The sequence below is a fragment of the Salinispora sp. H7-4 genome (assembly GCF_013416675.1).
GTDB classification, from domain to species: domain Bacteria; phylum Actinomycetota; class Actinomycetes; order Mycobacteriales; family Micromonosporaceae; genus Micromonospora; species Micromonospora vitiensis.
The window spans coordinates 1-17,011 of the sequence record NZ_JABZED010000060.1; the positions used below are offsets into that span (position 1 = coordinate 1).

Below are 17,011 nucleotides of genomic sequence, written 5' to 3' on the forward strand. Positions count from 1 at the left end.
GTGGCGAGGGTGTCCCGATCGACGTGCACGTGGCCTCCATGGTCATCGTTGCTCAGCAACGTCGATCATTGACGCCCTCGCCTCTCTTCGCTGTCCCCGTACCCCTTGGAATAGATCGTCTAGCTGGGGAAGCTTGCTGAGGTCCACGGCTTACCGGCCCTTCCCCCACTCTGCTGACCCTGACGTCGTCCGACCGGTTCTATCAGCACCTGACGCGCGGAAGATACCCGGCCGGCCCGTGTTGCACGGGCCCCGGGGAGAGCCAGCCAGGCCACAATCCGCCCACCCGCCGACGGCAGTCAGCCGGCCCCGGTGGCAGCATGGTCAGGGTGTCCCGGACCGAACCCACCGCCCGCCGGTTGCTGCACCCGCCGGCCGGGTACCGGCTGGCCGCGTCGGTCCGGCCCCTCACCTTCAGCCCGTACGACCCCTGCGCCCGGATCGTCGCCGGGGCGCTCTGGTGGGCCACCCGCACCCCGGACGGACCCGCCACCCTCGCCCTGCGTCCCGAGGCCGGCCACCTGGTCGCCGAGGGGTACGGCCCGGGCGCCAACTGGGTGGTGCACCAGGCCGACGCCCTCGCCGGCCTCCGGGACGACCTGACCGGCTTCGCCGAGCTGGCCGCCGCGCACCCGGTGGTGGCGGACGTGGCCGCCCGGCACCGGGGGCTGCGGCTGCCGACCAGCGGCCAGGTCTTTCCCCGGGTGTTCCGGGCCATCCTCGAACAGCGGGTGACCGGCAGGGAGGCGTACCGGGGGTACGCTGCCACGGTCCGCCACTTCCGGGCGGTGGCCCCCGGGCCGATGCAGCCGCTGCTGTTGCCGCCGGAGCCGGCGGCGGTGGCGGCCACCCCGTACTGGGCCTTCCACCCCCTCGGGATCGAACAGCGCCGCGCCGACACGCTGCGCCGGGCCGCCGCGGTGGCCGACCGGCTGGAGCGGTGCGCCGACTCGGCCGAGGCCACCCGCCGGCTCACCGCCGTCCCGGGGATCGGCCCGTGGACCGCGGCCGAGGTGGTTCGCGTCTCGTACGGCGATCCGGACGCGGTGTGCGTCGGTGACTACCACGTACCGAACACGGTGGCCTGGGCCCTCGCCGGCGAGGCGCGCGGCGACGATGCCCGGATGCTGGCCCTGCTCGAACCGTTCCGGGGCCACCGGGGTCGGGTCTGCGTCCTGCTGGCGGCGGCCGGCATCACCGCTCCGAAGTTCGGCCCGCGGGCACCGCTGCGCTCGTTCGCGCGCTTCTAGCCATCCCGCCGACCTGCAGCGGCGTGCCCGAGCCGGCACGACACCCACCCTTCACGGCATCCGCTGGTGACGATATTCACCAACTCCGGTAGCTGACCGTCGTCAAGGGACTCGGGCGCCACGGGATCGCGGCGCTGTGGTTGGCTGGGCCGGTGACCGCTCGCCCGCTGATCGCTCCCGCGACCCCGGCCGACGCCGGGGAGATCCTCACCGTCCAGCTCGCCGCGTACCTGGCCGAGGCGCAGCGCTACGCCGACCCGTTCCTGCCGCCGCTCACCGAGACCCTGGACGAGATTCGGGCCGTGCTCGCCGGCCCGCAGACGGTGCTCACCGCCCGGCTGGGCCATCGACTCGTCGGGTCGGTCCGGGTCCGCGTCGATGGTGTCATCGCCGCCATCGGCCGGCTGGCGGTCGTCCCCGACCAGCAGGGGCGGGGCATCGGTGGCCGCCTGTTGCGCGCCGTCGAGACGGTGGCGGGCGCGCGGGTGTGTCGGTTCACCCTGTTCACCGGGGCGGAGAGTGTGCAGAGTCGGCGGCTCTACCAGCGCTCCGGCTACCGGTTGGTGGGCCACGACAAGGACCCGAACGGCGTGCCGCTGGCGCTGCTGGAGAAGACGGTGCCGTCCCGCTGCTGACTCCGGTGGCCCGCACCCGATCCGGGCCAAGCGGCTGCTCGGCGGCCGGGAAGGGGCAGCCGTGGCTGGTGTTCCTCCCCACGGCTGTCGGCGCCGTCTGGTTGACTGGTCGCCGTGAAGCTGCCGATCAGCCCGCCGGTCGAGCCGATGCTCGCCAAGAGCGTCCCGCGGATCCCGACCGCGGCCGGGATGACCTACGAGCCGAAGTGGGACGGCTTCCGGTGCATCGTGTTCCGCGACGGCGCGGAGGTCGAGCTGACCAGCCGGGGCGGCAAGCCGATGACCCGCTACTTCCCCGAGGTGGTCGCGCAGGCCCGCCGGCAGCTGCCCGAACGCTGCGTCGTCGACGGCGAGTTGATCGTGATCCAGCGCGACCGGCCGGGCGGGCGGCCCCGGCTCAACTTCGAGCTGCTGGCCCAGCGCATCCACCCGGCCGCCTCCCGGGTGAAGCTGCTCGCCGAGACCACCCCCGCGGATTTCGTGGCGTTCGACCTGCTCGCCCTCGCCGACGAGTCCCTCCTGGCCCAGCCGTACCCACAGCGGCGGTCCCGGCTGGAGGCGGCGTTGGGCGGTGTCGCGCCACCGATGCACGTAACCCAGATCACCACCGACCCGGCCATCGCGCGCCGCTGGTTTGACCGGTTCGAGGGGGCGGGGCTGGACGGCCTGATCGCCAAGCCCGCCGACCTGCCGTACGAGCCGGGCAAACGGCTGATGTTCAAGGTCAAGCACAAGCGCACGGTCGATGTCGTGGTGGCGGGCTTCCGCTGGCACAAGTCCGGCCCGGTGGTCGGCTCACTCCTGCTGGGGCTCTACGACGATGCCGGCGTCCTGCATCATGTGGGGGTGAGCGCATCGTTCCCGATGGCCCGCCGGCAGGCGCTGGTGGACGAGTTGGAGCCATACCGGGGAGCCGGCGACGACCATCCATGGGTGCACGGCGACCACCAGCGCGGCCAGCGCATCCCGGGCGGGGTCAGCCGGTGGACCGGCACGAAGAACCTGGAGTGGGAGCCCCTGCGACCGGAGCTGGTGGTCGAGGTGAGCTACGACGCGATGGAGGGCGATCGGTTCCGGCACACCGCCCAGTTCGTCCGGTGGCGCCCGGACCGCAAACCACGTTCCTGCCGTTACGACCAGCTCGACCGTCCGGTCCGGTTCGACGTGGATCAGGTGCTCCGGGGCGACCCGGAGCACGATGGCCCCACGTCCGGGCCGGCGTAGCCGGCTACCCCGACCCCGAAAGGTCCACCCCGTGGTTCGCAGCCCCGCCCGCCGGTTCGCCCCGGCCGTACTCCTCCTGGCCAGCACGTTTCTCGCCGCCGGCTGCACCGTGCCGGCGCTCGCGCCGCGCACCGAGGCCCAGCCCGCGGGGCCGTCCGGCACCGCGCCGACCTGGCAGGCCTGTCCGGAGGTGGCCGAGGAGTTGGTGGGGCGTACCGCCCCGGGCATGCGCTATGAGTGCACCCGGATCCAGGTCCCCCGCAACTGGGCCGACGGCACCGCCGCCACCGCCGGCCCGGGCGCCGGGGAGACCTTCGAGATCGCCCTGCTGCGGGCCCGTTCCACGGATCAGCGGGACCGGATCGGCTCGCTGCTGATCAACCCGGGCGGGCCGGGCGGCTCCGGCGTCGACACCGCCGTCTACCTCTCCTTCCCGGCCGCGCTCGGCGGTCTACCCACCGCGGTCACCGATCGCTTCGACATCGTCGGCTTCGACCCACGTGGGGTGGGCCGTTCCAGCCCGGTGAAGTGCATCTCGGACGCCAACCTCGACGCCAGCTTCGGCTACGACCCGGACCCGGAGAGCCAGCAGTCCTTTGACGGTCTCGTCGCGCTGAACCAACGGATCGGGCGCGAGTGCGGCGACCGCTACGGCGACCAGCTCGCGCTCTACGGCACGGAGCAGGCGGCCCACGACATCGACGCGATCCGGGCTGCCGTCGGCGACGAGAAGTTGACCTATCTCGGCTACTCGTACGGCACTCTGCTCGGCGCCACCTACGCCCAACTCTATCCGGAGCGGGTGCGGGCGCTGGTGCTGGACGGGGCCGTTGACCCGCGGCTGGACCAGGTAGCCAGCTCGGAGAGCCAGGCCAAGGGCTTCGAGCGGGCCTTCGACAACTTCTCCCTGTGGTGCTCCTCCAACCCCGACCGCTGCCCGATCGCCCCCAGCGCGCGGGAGGCGGTCACCTCGGCGATCGACAAGGCGCGGGTCTCCCCGGTCCGGGGCGACGATGGGCGGGAGGCGACTCCGGGGTGGATCTTCTACGCCGTGGTCTCCTCGCTCTACACCGAGGCCGGCTGGGAGCAGCTGGCCCAGGCGATCGACGAGTTGGCGGGCGGGGACGCGACCGAGGTGTTCCGCCTCGCCGACGCGTACGCGGGTCGGGAGCCGGACGGCACCTACTCGAACCTGTTCGACGCGAACCTCGCGGTGAACTGCGCCGACGAGGCGGAGAAGCCGAGCCGGGAGCAGATCCGGGAGCTCCAGTCGCAGTGGCGTGAGCAGTACCCGCTGTTCGGCCCGGCGCTCGCGGTCGGTCTGCTCGCCTGCACCGAGTGGCCCGGCGGCCGGGACCCGTACCCGACCGGGGCCGCGGACGGGGCGCCGCCGATCCTGGTGGTGGGCACCACGGGGGATCCGGCGACCCCCTACGAGCAGACCCCGGCGCTGGCCGAGATGCTGGGCGTGGGTCGGGTACTCACCTGGGAGGGCGAGGGGCACACCGCCTATCCGCAGACGGACTGCATCAGCGCAGCGGTGGACGCGTACCTGGTTGACCTGACCGTGCCCGCCGAGGGGAAGAGCTGCCCGCCCCAGTGACCTTGGTCGCGGCCGGGGCGCCCGCCGTTGTGGCATCCTCCCCGGATGAACGACGTGATCTTCCGGGAGGCGGTCCGGGCCGACCTGCCCACCGTGCTCGACCTGCTCGCCGACGACCGGCTGGGGCGCAGCCGGGAGGTGGGACGGGTTGACGCCCGCTACGAGCAGGCGTTCACGGCGATCACGGCCGACCCACGCAACCAGCTCGTCGTCGCCGAGGCCGGCGGTGAGGTGCTGGGCTGCATGCAGCTCACCTACATTCCCGGGCTCAGCCGGCACGGCGCCGAGCGACAGTTGATCGAGTCGGTCCGGGTCCGCTCCGACCAGCGCGGACGAGGGCTGGGCCGGCAGCTGATGGCCTGGGCGATCGACCAGGCGCGGGCCCGTGGGTGTGCGCTGGTCCAGTTGACGACCGACAAGTCCCGGCAGGAGGCGCACCGCTTCTATCTGGGTCTCGGTTTCGTCGCCAGCCACGAGGGCATGAAGCTGCCGCTGTGACGGCTCAGCGGGGGCGGTCGCGGTCCTTGGACGGCTGCACCCGCTTCGGCTCGCCGGGCATCTTGGGGTGTTCCGGCGGGTAGGGCAGATCGCCCTGCCCGTTCGCGGCATCCCGCTCGACCCACTCCAGCAGGGGCGTGAGATCCCACGGGTTGTCGTCGATGCCGGCGTGCGGGTCCCCGCGCTCGGCCAGCCGGGCCGGCACGCTGCGCAGGTCGAAGTCGTCCGGTTCGGCGTCGGCCAACTCGTCCCAGGCCAGCGGGGCGGAGGCGGTGGCGCGGGCGTTGGCCCGCAGCGAGTACGCGCACGCGATCGTCCGGTCCCGGGCCATCTGGTTGTAGTCGACGAAGACCCGGGTGCCGCGCTCCTCCTTCCACCACGCGGTGGTGACCAGGTCGGGGCGGCGCCGCTCCAGCTCCCGGGCCAGGGCGATGGTCGCCCGGCGGACCTCGACGAAGGTCCAGCGCGGCTGGATCCGCAGATAGACGTGGACGCCCCGACCGCCGGAGGTCTTCGGCCAGCCGGGGACACCCAGCTCGGCCAGGATCCCGCGGAGCTCGGCCGCCGCTTCCGCCGCGTCGGCGAAGTCGGTGCCGGGCTGCGGGTCAAGGTCGATCCGCAGCTCGTCGGGGCGGTCCGGCTCGGCGGCGCGGACCGGCCACGGGTGGAAGACCACGGTGCCCATCTGGGCTGCCCACGCCACATGGGCCAGATCCGCCGGGCAGAGCTCGGCCGCCTTCCGGCCGCTGGGGAAGCTGATCTGCGCGGTGCGCACCCAGGGCGGTACGCCGCGGGCCGGCACCCGCTTCTGGAAGAAGGCCTCCCCCTCGATCCCCTCGGGGAAGCGTTGCAGGGTGGTCGGCCGCTCGGCGAGCGCCCGCATGATGCCCGGACCGACGGCGAGATAGTAGTGGAAGACGTCGGCCTTGGTGAAGCCCCGTTGTGGGAAAACCACCCGCTCGGGACTGCTCAGCCGGACTCGCTGCCCGGCGACCTCGATCTCTTCGGCTGCAGCCCTCGTGCCACCCATTGCGCGACCCTATGCGACGGCTCCGACCTTCGACGTACTGTTGGCGGGTGAGTCTCGACGACAGTGAACTGCCCCGCACCGAGGACGAGTGGCGGGTCCGGCTCAGCCCCGAGGAGTTCCGGGTGCTGCGGGAGCACGGCACCGAGGCCCCGGGGAGCGGCGAGTACGTGGACACCAGGACCCCGGGGGTCTACCACTGCCGCGGCTGCGGGCTGGAGTTGTTCAGCAGCGATGCGAAGTTCGACTCACACTGCGGCTGGCCGAGCTTCGACGACGCCATTCCGGGACGGGTTCGGGAGGTCGAGGACCGGAGTATGGGCATGGTCCGGACGGAGATCCGTTGTGCCCGCTGCGACAGCCACCTGGGGCACGTCTTCACCGGTGAGGGCTTCACCCCGAAGGACACCCGGCACTGTGTGAACTCGGTGTCCCTCCGGCTGGAGCCACGCGACTCCTGACGACTCCGGCAAACTGGAACAGGCCGCACCGGTTTACCGATTCCGGTTGCCGGCCCGGAGCGGATGTTTAACGCTTACCCCAGGAATCCAATTTTTGGGGGAATAGCATGGCGACCTGTGAGGTCTGCGAGAACGACTACTGGTTGACGTTTGAGGTTCGTACGATCAGCGGTGACGTGCACACCTTTGACAGCTTCGAGTGCGCCGCGCACAAGCTGGCGCCGATCTGCGAACAATGCCAGGTCAAGATCGTAGGCCACGGCGTCGAGGTCTCCGGCCGCTTCTTCTGCTGCGCGAACTGTGCCCGGGTCAAGGAGGGAACCGAGGGCGCCCAGGTCCGCGACTCGGTCGGAGCCCGACCCTCCTGAGCGGACGGGGACAGCAGGGCAGGGCCGGCCTCACTCCAGGTAGCGGTTTCGGGGCGGAGACAGCCGTGGTGGCGTTCGGGACGCCGACGTTAGCGAGCGGTAAGAAGACTCGATGCCGCACCGGGCTAACATCCGGACATGCGCACCACGACCCGGTCAATCCCGATCGCACTGACCATCGTTCTGGCGCTCTCCGCCTGCGGGAGCTCCGAGGACACCGCCGCGGGCGACGAGCCCACCCCCGCCCCGACGACCGCCTCCGCCAGCGCGCCCGCCAGCACCGCGGCGAGCCCGACCGGCGAGCCGGCCGCCGAGGTGCCGCCGACCCTCGACTTCACCGCCCGCACCATCGACGGTGACACGTTCACGGGGGCCAGCCTCGCCGGCAAGCCCACCGTCTTCTGGTTCTGGGCCGCCTGGTGCCCCAAGTGCCGGGGCGAGGCCGACTCGGTGGCGGCCGTGCAGCAGGAGAACGCCGACCGGGTGAACGTGGTCGGGGTGGCCGGGCTCGGCAGCGGTGACGACGCGATGCGCCGGTTCGCGCAGGACACGGGCATCGAGGGCTTCCCGCAGCTGGCCGACGACGCGGGCGAGGTGTGGCAGCGGTTCGAGGTGGTCTCGCAGCAGTACTACGTCCTGCTGGACTCCACCGGCAAGATCGTCCACAAGGGTTCGCTCTCCCAGGCCGACCTACGCGAGCGGGTCGCGGAGCTGACCTGAGATGGTTGACGCCCCCTACGGTCTCGCGCTCGGCGCCGGGCTGCTCGCCGCCGTCAACCCGTGCGGCTTCGCGCTGCTGCCGGCGTACCTGTCGATGCTGGTGCTGGGGGACGGCCCGGCGGACGGCCGCGGGTCGCTCGCGCCGGTGGGTCGGGCGTTGGCCCTGACGGCCGCCATGACCCTCGGCTTCGTCGCCGTCTTCGGCGGGTTCGGGCTCCTCGCCGGCCCCGCCGCCGACGCCCTGGCCAGCCGCCTGCCCTGGGTGTCGGTCGCGATCGGGCTCGCCCTGGTCGCCACCGGCGGCTGGCTCGCCGCGGGTCGGGCGCTACCGACCTTCGCCCCCCGGATCGCCAACGGCCCCGAGGTCCGGCGCGGCTTCGGATCGATGGTCCTCTTCGGTGCCGCCTACGCGATCGCCTCCCTCGGCTGCACCATCGGACCGTTCCTGGCCGTGGTGGTCGCCGGATTCCGGGCGGGCAGCCCGCTCGCCGGGGTCGGGCTCTTCGTCGCGTACGCGGTCGGGATGGGGTTGATGGTCGGCGCCGCCGCGCTCGCGGTCGCGCTGGCCCGGGAGTCTCTGGTCCGGCGCACCCGGCGGGCCGGGCCGCTGCTCGGCCGGATCGCCGGCCTGCTCCTGGTGCTGACCGGCGGCTACGTCGCCTGGTACGGCTGGTACGAGATCCGGCTCTTCGCCGGCGACGACGTCAACGACCCGGTGATCGACGCGGCCGGTCGGGTGCAGGCCACGATCAGCGGGTGGGTGGACGGTCTGGGCCCGTGGACGATCGGGGCCGCGGTCGCCGCGCTGCTCGCGGTGGCGGTCGCCGGCACGCTGCTTCGCCGGCGGCGCTCCGCCGCCCGGCAGCCGGCATCGGCATCGGCATCGGCATCGGCATCGGCATCGGCCGGCGACCTACCATCGCAGGATGCCGCCCACCACTGAGCTCCGGACCGCCTCCTTCACCGACCTGTCCGCCCGTGCCTTCCACGACCTGCTCCGGCTGCGCGTGGACGTGTTCGTGGTGGAGCAGGAGTGCCCGTACCCGGAGCTGGACGGCCGGGACGTGGAGCCGGGCACCCGCCATCTCTGGCTGGAGCAGGCCGGGGCGCCGGTGGCGTACCTGCGGGTCCTGGCCGGTCCGGACGGTCGGCGACAGATCGGCCGGGTGGTGGTGGCGAAGGAGGCGCGCGGCGCGGGGTACGCGGGCCAGCTGATGACCGCGGCCCTCGTGGAGGTCGGCGAACGCCCGTGCACCCTCGAAGCCCAGTCCCAGCTGGTCGACTTCTACACCCGGCACGGGTTCACGGTCACCGGGCCGGAGTACCTCGAGGACGGCATTGCGCACACGCCGATGCGCCGGAACACCCCGGCGGCGTAGCACACCGCGGCGCAGTAGAACACCGGCCATGGTGGTCCCGCGACATGGACTCACCGGTGTGCGCGTGGTGAAACGCCGCCAGGGCGTCTCGCCCTCACCTCGACGCCGCCGAGCGACGGTGCGGGCGCCCGGGCACAGGTCGCCCGCCGCCAGCCCGACGGGTCCTGGCTACAGGTGCTCGACCAGCCGGAGTTCACCACGCCCACCTCGGCATGACTCCCCCGAACGCCCTACCCACACCCGACGGTCAGCCGGCCCCTCGGCTGCCAGAGCGGCGGAGCCGGGCGGGCCACCGCCGTACCGCCGGGTGGGGAGGGCGGCACGGTCAGGGCAGGCTGGCGATGATGTCGGCAATCGTGCGGCGACGGCCGGTGTAGAACGGGATCTCCTCCCGAACGTGCCGGCGGGCGCGGGAGGCCCGCAGGTCCCGCATCAGGTCAACGATGCGGTGCAGCTCGTCGGCTTCGAAGGCGAGCAACCACTCGTAGTCGCCGAGGGCGAACGAGGAGACCGTGTTGGCCCGCACGTCGGGGTAGCCGCGGGCCATCCCGCCGTGCTCGGCCAGCAGCTCCCGCCGCTCCGCGTCCGGCAGCAGATACCACTCGTACGAGCGGACGAAGGGGTACACGCAGAGATAGTCCCGGGCCTGCTCACCAGCGAGGAACGCCGGGATGTGGCTCTTGTTGAACTCCGCCGGCCGGTGCAGCGCGAGCTGGGACCAGACCGGGGTCAACGCCCGCCCCAGCGTGGTACGCCGGAACCGCAGGTACGCGTCCTGGAGTGCGTCGCTCGACGAGGAGTGCCACCAGATCATCAGGTCGGCGTCGGCGCGCAGCCCGGCCACGTCGTACGTGCCCCGGATGGTCACGTCCTCGCCGGCCAGTTCGTCGAAGAAGGCGGTCGCCTCCGCGGTGACGTTCTCGCGCAGTGACGGCAGGGCGTGGTTCGCCCGATACACCGACCACATGGTGTACCGGATCGTCGCGTTCAGCTCGTTCAGCCGGGCCGCGTTGGTCTGCTCGGTCATCTCCCGGAACCCTTCAGTGCAGTGATGATCTCGTCGGCCGCCGCCGCGCCGGAACGGATACAGACCGGAATCCCGACGCCGTCGTAACCGGCTCCCGCCAGCGCGAGGGTTGGTCGCTGCGCCCGCAGCGTGGCCCGCGCCGACGCCACCCGCTCCAGGTGGCCCGGCGCGTACTGCGGCAGCGACCCGCCCCAGCGCTGCACGTGGGTGGCGATGGGGGTGGGCAGCTCGGCACCGAGCACCGCCGACAGTTCCCGGTACACGGTGTCGACGAGTTCCCCGTCCGGGCGCTGCAGCTGCGCCTCGTCCCCGTACCGGCCGATCGAGGCGCGGACCAGGGTCAACCCGTCGGGCCGATGCAGGTGCCCCCACTTGGTGGTGAAGAAGGTGGACGCCTTCATCAGCAGCCCCTCGCCGGCCGGGACCAGGAGGCCGGAGAGCCCGGGCAGCTCCGTCGCCGGCAACGCGAGGGTGACCAGGGCGATGCTGGCGTAGGCGAGGTCTCCAACGTTCTCGGCGGCAGCCGGGGCGACATCGGCGAGCAGTCGCCCCGCCGGCCGGGCCGGCACGGCCAGCACCACGGCGTCGGCGTGGACCTGCTCCGCGTCGCCGTTCGGGCCGACGGTCAGGTACCAGCCGGCACCGGCCGGGGTCAGCGCCCGGACCGTCGCGTTCCGTCGGATCGTGGCGCCGCTGGTCGACGCGGCGGCCTCGACCAGGGTGCTGAGGCCACCGGCCAGGGTGCCGAAGAACGGCGTACCGGGTGACCGCGGCGCCGCCGCCTGCGCCGCGCGGACCGCGCCGACCAGGGTGTGTTCGATCCGGGCGGTTCGGGTCAGCGCGGGCATCGTGGCGGCCAGGGAGAGGTCATCGGCGCGGCCGGCGTAGACGCCGCCGAGCATCGGCTCCACCAACCGGTCGACGACCTCGTCTCCCAGTCGGGCCCGCACCAGCTCGCCCACCGTGATGTCCGCGTCGGGGGGAAGTAGCGGCCGACCGGTGTCCACATCGTCCTCCGCGGTCGGGCGGGCCACCGCCGCCACCGCCGCGAGATCACCGGGTACGCCGATCAGCGTGCCCCGGGGCAACGGATGCAGCTCACCGCCGACCAGGAGCGCCGCCTGCCCGACGGTGGGGTGGACGATGTCGTCGGCCAACCCCACCCGGCGGATCAGGGTCACCGCCGCCGACTCCCCGCCGGTGCCGTCGCGCATCAGAAACGCTTCCGCGCCGAACTCCACCGGAGCGCCGGCCAGTTCGCCGGTGTGCAGCTTGCCACCGAGGGAGTCGCTGCGCTCGTAGACCGTCACCTCGGTGTCGGCGGGAGCGTGGTCCCTCAGCTGGACGGCAGCGGCGAGACCGGCGATGCCACCGCCGACCACCGCGATCCGCCATGGTGTCGCCATTCCACTCAGCTCCTTCCGCTTTCCCGAGCGGTCAACTCGTGGACCAGGGCCACCAGCCGGGTCAGGACGTCGGGGTCGGTCTCCGGTAGCACCCCGTGGCCGAGGTTGAAGATGTGTCCGGGGGCGGCACGCCCCTGCGCCAGCACCCGCCGGACCTCGGCCTCAAGCACCGGCCACGGGGCAAACAGCAGGCACGGATCCAGGTTTCCCTGCACCGCCCGCTGCGGGCCGACCCGGCGGGTGGCGACATCCAGCGGCGTACGCCAGTCCACGCCGACCACGTCGGCGCCGGCCTCGCCCATCGCGGTTAGGAGCTCGCCGGTGCCCACCCCGAAGTGGATCCGGGGAACGCCCGCGTCGGCAAGGCCGGCGAGGACCGTCTGTGAGTGCGGCAGCACGTACCGGCGGTAGTCGGCCTCGGAGAGGGCGCCGGCCCAGGAGTCGAAGAGCTGCACGGCGGAGACGCCGGCGTCGATCTGCACCTTCAGGAACGCCAGCGCCACCTCGGCGAGCCGGCCGGCCAGGGCGTGCCACAGGTCCGGGTCGCCGTACATCAGGGCCTTGGTCTTCGTGTGGTTACGCGACGGGCCCCCCTCGACGAGATAGCTGGCGAGGGTGAACGGGGCGCCGGCGAAGCCGATCAGCGGGGTCGCACCCAGCTCACCGACCAGCATCCGGACCGCTTCGTCCACATAGTGAACATCGTCGCGGGTGATCGGCCGGATCCGCTCCACGTCCGCCGCAGCGGTGACGGGATCGGCCACCACCGGGCCGGTGCCGGGGACAATGTCCAACGCCACCCCGGCGGCGGCGACCGGCACCACGATGTCACTGAAGAGGATCGCCGCGTCAACCCCGTGCCGGCGCACCGGCTGGAGAGTGATCTCGGTAATCAGGTCCGGCCGGCGACAGGACTCCAACATCGCCACGTTCGCCCGGATCTTCCGGTACTCCGGCAGGGAGCGGCCCGCCTGCCGCATGAACCAGACCGGAGTGTACGGGCCGGGCTCGCGCCGGCACGCACGAACGAAGGGGGAATCGGCCGGATCGCCGGGGCGCGGCCCCTCGTCTCGGGCGGCGGCGCCCGTGGTCTCGGTGCTCATCGTGGCCCATCGTGCCACGCCGCCCGCCCCGTCCCGCCGTCACCGTCACATCGTGTGATCCGCGCCCACAAAACGGTATTCGGGTCCGGACGCGGCCGCCCGCCGCCCCGGTTCCCGGCGTGCCGCCGAATCGGCTGGCCCGGGGACCCTTACGCTTCAGTAATGACCCCCCCGACCGCGTTCCCGGAGACGTTCGCCCGCGCGGTTGACGGGCTGCGATCGGCCGCCACCCGGACCGAGATCCAGTTGGAGGAGGTCGGCGCACCCCAACGGCTGGCCCCCTTCGCCTTCGCCCTCGCCGCGACCGTCCTCCGGGACGACGACGAGGTGGCGAACGGACGTCTGATCCTCCTCCACGACCCCGCCGGGCACGAGGCGTGGCAGGGCACGCTCCGACTGGTGACGTACGTCACCGCCGAGCTTGAGGTGGATCTGGCCGCCGATCCGCTCCTGCCAGAGGTGGGCTGGACCTGGCTGACCGACGCCCTCAGGGTGCGGAACGCCCGGCACCGGGCGATCGGGGGGACGGTCACGCAGACCATGTCCACCCGGTTCGGTGATCTGGCTGGGCCACCCGCGGCCGGCGATGTCGAGATCCGGGCGTCCTGGACGCCGATGGACGACGCACTCGTGCCGCATCTGCACGCCTGGTGCACCCTGCTCGCCTCGACCGCCGGCCTCCCGCCGCCCGGGGTGACGGCGCTCCCTGAGCGCCGCCCCGCCGGCACGACCCTGAGCGCCGCCCCGCCAGCACGACCCTGAGCGCCGGGGCGCGCCCGGTCAGAGATAGTCGTCGGCCTCTGCGCACACCTCTTCCAGGCCCTCGTTGGCCTCCTCGAAAGCCTCCAGATCGCCGAACGCCGCCGCGGTGAGCGCGGTGTTGAGCTTGTCCAGGCAGCTGGCGATAACCTCCTTCTGCCGGGCCTGCTCGTCCCGGTCGTTCTGGGTACCGGTGAGATCCTGTTGGGTACGCGCCAGCGTCTCCTGAGCCCGTTGCAGGTCGACCTTGACCTGCTCCAACTCGGCGCTGGTCGCCTCGATGGTCGAGTGCTGCTCGCTGATCCGCTCTTCCGCCCGGTTCAGATCACCGGTGGTCTTCAGGAACAGACCGGTCATCGCCCCACCAACGAGGAACAGCAGTCCCGCCACCACGGCCAGAATCACCGTCGCCCGGGCCGGCCGGACGCTGCCAGCAGCCGTACCAAACGGCGGACCCGACATCGGCGGACCCGACATCGGCGGACCCGACATCATCGGTGGGGCCGCCATCGGCTGCTCGACCGGGTGGTTGATGGTCGGGAGCGGCATGGTGCTGTCCAAGGGCGCGGCCGACGGAGCTGGGGCAGCGGCAGGATCGCCGGTTGGCTGCCCGGGCACCGCAGGCTGCGGCGCAACTGAAAACGGCTGCCCCGGCACGGTGGGCGCTGGAACCGGCTGCCCCGGCACGGTGGGCTCCGACGCAGCTCCAGTCGGCTCGATCGGGGGATGGGACATGACTCCTCCTGTGGAGCAGTTCGGGCAGTTCACCCGCGGGTCAGGGCAGGGCGAACTGATATGGAACGAGGTACCGGAACGGGGTTAGCAGATCTCGAAACCGTCGCAGGCGGTGGCGATCGGCACGGCGAGGCTGATCCCCTCGGCATCCCAGGCCTTGGCGGTGGCGATCCCGACCACCTGCTGCTCGTCGTTGATGACGGGGCCACCCGAGTTACCCGGGTTGATCGGCGCATCGAACTGAATAAACGGCGGATCACCCCCCTTGGCCTCGCGAAACGCGCTCACCACACCGGTGGTGACGCTGTCCTCCAGGCCGAGGGGTGCGCCCACAACGACGATCGGCTGACCGGACTTGACCGCGGTCGGTGCGGCGACCAGCCCGGTGAAGGTGCTGGTCGTCCGAAGCTGGGCGAGGTCGTTGGCCTCGTCAACCTCGACGATGGTGGCCGGGAAGCGCTGGTCGGTGCGCTCCAGGAAGACCTGCCGGTCCCCGTCCTCCCAGACCTCCTCGACGACGTGGAAGTTGGTGAAGAGATTGGTACCACCATCAGCGGCCGGCTCACCGACGGCGAACGCGCTGCCGGTGTACTGCCCGGCGCGGATCCGAAACACGCTGGGCAACACGGCAGCGGCGATCGCCTCCGGGTCGAACGCAGCACCGATCGCCGACTCCAGCTCCCGCGCCCGCGCCTCCAACCCGTCGAGCCGAGCCAGGCTCTCCTGCTGCTCAGCGTCCAGCCGCCGATCGGTGTCGGCGAGTTGCCCGGTGAGCTGATGGATCTGGTACGCCTGGACACCGGTCACCGAGAGCAGCGCCGCAACGACCAGCAGCACGGCCACCCGCCCGAACAGGGCAGGCCGCCGAGACGCCGGGGCGGGAGCCGGCTGGTCACTGGGCCAGCGCCCGGTTGGACCGCCAGGAGGGGGCACGAACGGCGGTGGAACGCCCGGCCCGAAAGCCGACGGTTGGGTGGGGCCAGACGCGACCGAGCCGCCGTACGGCGAGACCGCCGGAGGCGGAACCGGAGGAGCCGCGGCAGGAGCCGGGACCGTCGGAGGAACCGGGGCCGCCGGAGGAGCCGGGACCGCCGGAGGAGCCGCGGCAACCGGGACCGCTGGAGGAACCGGAGCCCCGGATGCCGCGCTGAACCGGCCGGGCTGGAGCGGCGGGGACCAGGTGGTTCCAGGCGTGGACTCGCCTCCCACCTCGGATAATCCCTCACCCATATTCATGATTGCCGTGCCCTCCCCGCGCCGATACCGTTGCCACATGGTGGCAACCGCCGGCCTTGACCGCTAACTGTTCGACCGCTACGAATGTTGTGGTCTACGACCGTATCTGGCACGCACATCCCTTGTCTGCTCGGATTACTCCACCGAAACGGCTGACTCACGACACGCACTGGACCGGCTGTCCCCGCCCGATCGGGTAGCGCAATAGGGTTGTCGGGTGACCGACGAACCACCCCTACCCCGTCGGGCCGCCGCAAACCGCACGGGAGACACACCGCACCCGCCGTTGATCCGGCCGGGAGACACGGACGTTGACCCGACCGCTGGTGGCCCAGCTACCACCTCGCGCGACGCCGAGGGCGGCCCCACCCCGCTGACCGCGCCCGGCGAGGGCACCCCTCAGCCGGTGACCACTCCGGCGGAGTTGGCCGAGGTCGTGGCCCGCTTCGCCCAGGGCACCGGCCCGGTGGCGCTGGACGCCGAACGCGCCTCCGGTTACCGGTACAGCCAACGGGCGTACCTGGTGCAGCTGCGCCGCGCCGGCGCCGGCACCGCCCTGATCGACCCGCTGCCGCTGCCGGAGCTGGCCAGTCTGGACGAGGCCATCGGCGAGGCCGAGTGGGTACTCCACGCGGCCAGCCAGGATCTGCCCTGCCTGGCCGAGTTGGGTCTGCGGCCACGGCGGCTCTTCGACACCGAACTGGCCGCCCGACTCGCCGGCTTCGAGCGGGTCGGGCTCGCCGCGCTGACCGAGAACCTGCTCGGGTTCAGCCTGGAGAAGCACCACTCGGCGGCGGACTGGTCGAGCCGGCCGCTGCCGGAGTCCTGGCTGACCTACGCCGCCCTGGACGTGGAGCTGCTGGTCGAGCTCCGGGACGCGCTCGACGCCGAGTTGACCCGGCAGGGCAAGGCCGAGTGGGCGGCCGAGGAGTTCGCCGCGCTGGTCCGCAATGGTGCCCGCCCGCCCCGGGTCCGCGCCGACCCCTGGCGCCGTACCTCGGGCATCCATCGGGTCCGCGGGGCGCGGGCGCAGGCCCGGGTGCGGTCCCTGTGGTACGCCCGGGACCAGATCGCGGCACGGCGCGACGCGGCTCCGGGACGGGTGCTGCCGGACTCGGCGATCGTCGCCGCCGCCGAGCTGGATCCGCGGGACGAGAAGACGCTACTGACCCTGCCGGGCTTCGGCGGTCGCTCGGTGCGCCGGCTGGCCCGTACCTGGTTGGCGGCGTTGGACGATGCCCGGGAGCTGCCAGCGGAGTCGCTGCCGGTCGCGCCGACGGTCGAGGGCCCGCCGCCGCCGCACCGGTGGGCCGAGCGGGACCCGGTCGCGGCGGCCCGGCTGACCCGGTGCCGGGAGGTGGTGGTCGGGACCGCCGGCGCGCACACCCTGCCACCGGAGAACCTGATCGCCCCGGACTCGATCCGCCGCCTCGCCTGGGTTCCGCCCGAGGAGATCACCGAGGGCACCGTGGCGGAGACCCTGCGGGGCCTGGGTGCGCGCGAGTGGCAGATCGCGCTGCTGCAGCCGGACCTGACCCGGGCCCTGGTCGGCCCACCGCCGACCGAAACCTGAGTCATCG

18 protein-coding genes and 1 pseudogene are annotated in these 17,011 nt (G+C 72.5%); 13 read left to right on the plus strand and 6 right to left on the minus strand.

Annotated features, from left to right (window positions below):
* The first annotated feature begins 329 nt into the window (after positions 1 to 329).
* The 5 genes from H0524_RS22215 (at position 330) to H0524_RS22235 (ending at position 5,210) form a co-directional block, all read left to right on the plus strand.
* Positions 330 to 1,250: a DNA-3-methyladenine glycosylase gene (locus H0524_RS22215; protein ID WP_180200394.1), complete on the plus strand. Its 921-nt coding sequence runs from the start codon at positions 330 to 332 to the stop codon at positions 1,248 to 1,250.
* 152 nt (positions 1,251 to 1,402) lie between these two features.
* Positions 1,403 to 1,885, plus strand: coding sequence for a GNAT family N-acetyltransferase (locus tag H0524_RS22220; protein WP_018725388.1), 483 nt, complete (start codon positions 1,403 to 1,405; stop codon positions 1,883 to 1,885).
* Positions 1,886 to 1,999: 114 nt separating this feature from the next.
* On the plus strand, positions 2,000 to 3,109 hold the full coding sequence (locus H0524_RS22225; protein WP_180200395.1) for an ATP-dependent DNA ligase: 1,110 nt from the start codon (positions 2,000 to 2,002) through the stop codon (positions 3,107 to 3,109).
* 31 nt (positions 3,110 to 3,140) lie between these two features.
* On the plus strand, positions 3,141 to 4,712 hold the full coding sequence (locus H0524_RS22230; RefSeq protein WP_180200396.1) for an alpha/beta hydrolase: 1,572 nt from the start codon (positions 3,141 to 3,143) through the stop codon (positions 4,710 to 4,712).
* A gap of 45 nt (positions 4,713 to 4,757) precedes the next feature.
* Positions 4,758 to 5,210, plus strand: coding sequence for a GNAT family N-acetyltransferase (locus tag H0524_RS22235; RefSeq protein WP_180200397.1), 453 nt, complete (start codon positions 4,758 to 4,760; stop codon positions 5,208 to 5,210).
* Between the two features lie 4 nt (positions 5,211 to 5,214).
* Here the strand turns inward: H0524_RS22235 and ligD are convergent, their stop codons facing one another.
* A complete protein-coding gene (gene ligD, locus H0524_RS22240; RefSeq protein ID WP_018725384.1) occupies positions 5,215 to 6,240 on the minus strand; it encodes a non-homologous end-joining DNA ligase in 1,026 nt (341 codons plus the stop codon).
* 47 nt (positions 6,241 to 6,287) lie between these two features.
* Here ligD and msrB point away from each other — a divergent pair, with 47 nt between their 5' ends.
* The 6 genes and pseudogenes from msrB to H0524_RS22270 form a co-directional block, all read left to right on the plus strand.
* A complete protein-coding gene (msrB, locus tag H0524_RS22245) occupies positions 6,288 to 6,698 on the plus strand; it encodes a peptide-methionine (R)-S-oxide reductase MsrB (protein ID WP_180200398.1) in 411 nt (136 codons plus the stop codon).
* Positions 6,699 to 6,805: 107 nt separating this feature from the next.
* Positions 6,806 to 7,066, plus strand: a complete 261-nt coding sequence (locus H0524_RS22250) for a hypothetical protein (protein ID WP_018214653.1) — start codon at positions 6,806 to 6,808, stop codon at positions 7,064 to 7,066.
* Between the two features lie 138 nt (positions 7,067 to 7,204).
* Positions 7,205 to 7,786 carry a redoxin domain-containing protein gene (locus H0524_RS22255; protein ID WP_180200399.1) on the plus strand — a complete coding sequence of 194 codons (582 nt, stop codon included), beginning with the start codon at positions 7,205 to 7,207 and terminating at the stop codon, positions 7,784 to 7,786.
* 1 nt (position 7,787) lies between these two features.
* Complete coding sequence (locus tag H0524_RS22260; protein WP_180200400.1) at positions 7,788 to 8,729, plus strand: cytochrome c biogenesis CcdA family protein; 942 nt, start codon at positions 7,788 to 7,790, stop codon at positions 8,727 to 8,729.
* Positions 8,713 to 9,165: a GNAT family N-acetyltransferase gene (locus H0524_RS22265; protein WP_180200401.1), complete on the plus strand. Its 453-nt coding sequence runs from the start codon at positions 8,713 to 8,715 to the stop codon at positions 9,163 to 9,165. The genes H0524_RS22260 and H0524_RS22265 overlap by 17 nt, the downstream gene beginning before the upstream one ends.
* An 81-nt stretch (positions 9,166 to 9,246) precedes the next feature.
* Positions 9,247 to 9,381: pseudogene (locus tag H0524_RS22270) on the plus strand (DUF4440 domain-containing protein); the annotation flags it as partial.
* A gap of 109 nt (positions 9,382 to 9,490) precedes the next feature.
* Here H0524_RS22270 and hemQ read toward each other — a convergent pair.
* Genes hemQ through hemE form a run of 3 tightly spaced genes read right to left on the minus strand, consistent with a single transcriptional unit; the run spans position 9,491 to position 12,701 of the window.
* Positions 9,491 to 10,192: a hydrogen peroxide-dependent heme synthase gene (gene hemQ / locus H0524_RS22275; RefSeq protein WP_180200402.1), complete on the minus strand. Its 702-nt coding sequence runs from the start codon at positions 10,190 to 10,192 to the stop codon at positions 9,491 to 9,493.
* The gene (gene hemG, locus H0524_RS22280; RefSeq protein WP_180200403.1) at positions 10,189 to 11,598 is read right to left on the minus strand and encodes a protoporphyrinogen oxidase; all 1,410 of its coding nucleotides are present in this window, start codon (positions 11,596 to 11,598) and stop codon (positions 10,189 to 10,191) included. Before hemG ends, hemQ begins: the two co-directional genes overlap by 4 nt.
* Before the next feature lie 5 nt (positions 11,599 to 11,603).
* The gene (hemE, locus tag H0524_RS22285) at positions 11,604 to 12,701 is read right to left on the minus strand and encodes a uroporphyrinogen decarboxylase (protein ID WP_180200404.1); all 1,098 of its coding nucleotides are present in this window, start codon (positions 12,699 to 12,701) and stop codon (positions 11,604 to 11,606) included.
* 162 nt (positions 12,702 to 12,863) lie between these two features.
* On the opposite strand from hemE, the gene H0524_RS22290 reads away from it, so the two are divergent.
* Positions 12,864 to 13,463 (plus strand): DUF3000 domain-containing protein, encoded by a 600-nt coding sequence (locus H0524_RS22290; RefSeq protein ID WP_180200405.1) that lies wholly within the window; start codon positions 12,864 to 12,866, stop codon positions 13,461 to 13,463.
* 18 nt (positions 13,464 to 13,481) lie between these two features.
* Here H0524_RS22290 and H0524_RS22295 read toward each other — a convergent pair whose 3' ends face one another.
* Both H0524_RS22295 and H0524_RS22300 read right to left on the minus strand, forming a co-directional pair.
* Positions 13,482 to 14,009, minus strand: a complete 528-nt coding sequence (locus H0524_RS22295) for a hypothetical protein (RefSeq protein WP_180200406.1) — start codon at positions 14,007 to 14,009, stop codon at positions 13,482 to 13,484.
* A gap of 270 nt (positions 14,010 to 14,279) precedes the next feature.
* Positions 14,280 to 15,425: a S1C family serine protease gene (locus tag H0524_RS22300; protein ID WP_375372022.1), complete on the minus strand. Its 1,146-nt coding sequence runs from the start codon at positions 15,423 to 15,425 to the stop codon at positions 14,280 to 14,282.
* Positions 15,426 to 15,648: 223 nt separating this feature from the next.
* Here H0524_RS22300 and H0524_RS22305 point away from each other — a divergent pair, with 223 nt between their 5' ends.
* Complete coding sequence (locus H0524_RS22305) at positions 15,649 to 17,004, plus strand: ribonuclease D (RefSeq protein ID WP_180200408.1); 1,356 nt, start codon at positions 15,649 to 15,651, stop codon at positions 17,002 to 17,004.
* Positions 17,005 to 17,011: the final 7 nt, after the last annotated feature.